At 43.1% G+C, this 1569-nt stretch carries 2 protein-coding genes; both read left to right on the top strand.

Going from position 1 to position 1569, the window contains the following annotated elements; all coding sequences use genetic code 11:
- Positions 1 to 68 precede the first annotated feature (68 nt).
- Positions 69 to 1022, top strand: a complete 954-nt coding sequence (locus LD39_RS20420) for a D-2-hydroxyacid dehydrogenase (RefSeq protein ID WP_035552974.1) — start codon at positions 69 to 71, stop codon at positions 1020 to 1022.
- A 1-nt stretch (position 1023) separates the two neighbouring features.
- A partial coding sequence (locus LD39_RS20425) for a cob(I)yrinic acid a,c-diamide adenosyltransferase (RefSeq protein ID WP_035552977.1) occupies positions 1024 to 1569 on the top strand: 546 nt, incomplete at its 3' end.

Raw genomic sequence — 1569 nt, forward strand, 5'->3', positions numbered from 1 at the left:
TTTCTTTATTTTTGTATCTCATATAAAAAACAATTACTATAAAAGAAAGAACCGAGAGGAGGGATTGGATGAAAGTCGTTTCAGCTATTAAACGTGTGCCAGACTCCATCAAAGACCGTTTAACACAGCGCTTCAGCCAAGTTGAATTTGCATTTTACCATGGAATTGAAGAGGCTGAGCCTCATTTAGGAGAAGCTGATATTTTCGTTACATATGGAGAGGACCTGAATCCGGGTCGGATAGAGAAGGCGGTTCGTCTGAAATGGATCATGGTTTTATCAGCAGGGCTGGACCGAATGCCTTTTGATGAAATTGCGGATCGAGGTATTTTGGTGACGAATGTAAGGGGAATCCACGCCCATCCGATGGCCGAGTATGCGATATCAATGTTGCTTCAAGTTTCAAGAAAAGCGAAAACCTTGATCGAACAGGAGCAAAATCACCAATGGAACCGTCGTCCTGTAATGAATGAAATCAGCGGAAGGACGATGGTACTGCTTGGGACAGGTGCGATTTGTCAGGAAACTGCCCGCCTTGCTCAGGCGTTTCAGATGAAAACGATAGGGGTATCAAAATCGGGTAAGCAGAAAGAATATTTTCATGACACTTATAAAGTTGAGGAACTCAAAGAAGTCCTTTCAGAAGCGGATTTTGTTGTCGCTGCTCTACCGAGTACTGAAGAAACCAAGTATTTGCTGAAGATCAATCATTTTCAGACCATGGCCGATCATGCCATCTTTCTAAATATGGGTCGGGGCGACCTAGTATCGACAGAAGTCGTTCTGAAAGCCGTCAGGGAGAAATACATCGATCATGCTGTGTTAGATGTTTTTGAGGAGGAACCATTACCTGAAGATCACCCGTTTTGGGAGGAAGAAAATGTGACGGTAACGCCTCATATATCAGGAATATCTCCATATTATCAGCCAAGAGCATTTGAACGCTTTGAAGAGAATTTGCATATTTACTTAGAAGGTAAAGAAGAAATGAATAATAAAATCGATCCGAGACGGGGGTATTGAAATGCGAATTTATACGAGATCAGGAGATAAAGGGAAGACATCTCTTATTTATGGAGATCGCGTAGCGAAGAACGATATTCGAGTAGAAGCTTATGGCACTTGTGATGAAGCGAACTCAGCCATCGGTCTTGCGTTGAGTCATTTAAGACGTGAAGACTGGACGGACAAAGATGCTTTTCTTAATGTGATGCAAAAAATACAAACGATTCTATTCCATGTTGGCGCAGAGCTTGCCACTCCGAAAGGTAAAGAGGTTCAATGGCGTCTGAAAAAAGAACACATTGACGAACTTGAGAAGCATATCGATCAGTTGGATCAGGAGCTGGCGCCGCTGAAAAACTTCATTCTGCCTTCAGGTCATGAAGCGTCAGCAGGACTGCATTTAGCACGTACGGTTGTAAGAAGAGCAGAGCGGACAGCTGTCGCTCTTGAGGATGAATTGGATAATCCACTTGTGGTTTCGTATCTGAACCGCTTATCAGACTTCTTGTTTGTTGCTGCAAGATATGTGAACAAACATATCGGCGGGAAAGAGACACCACTCGAT

The organism is Halobacillus sp. BBL2006, from assembly GCF_000786645.1.
GTDB lineage: Bacteria > Bacillota > Bacilli > Bacillales > Halobacillaceae > Halobacillus.

Excerpts from the sequence above, each read along its gene's own strand:
- LD39_RS20420 (WP_035552974.1), top strand. The coding sequence starts at position 69 with ATGAAAGTCGTTTCAGCTATTAAACGTGTGCCAGACTCCATCAAAGAC.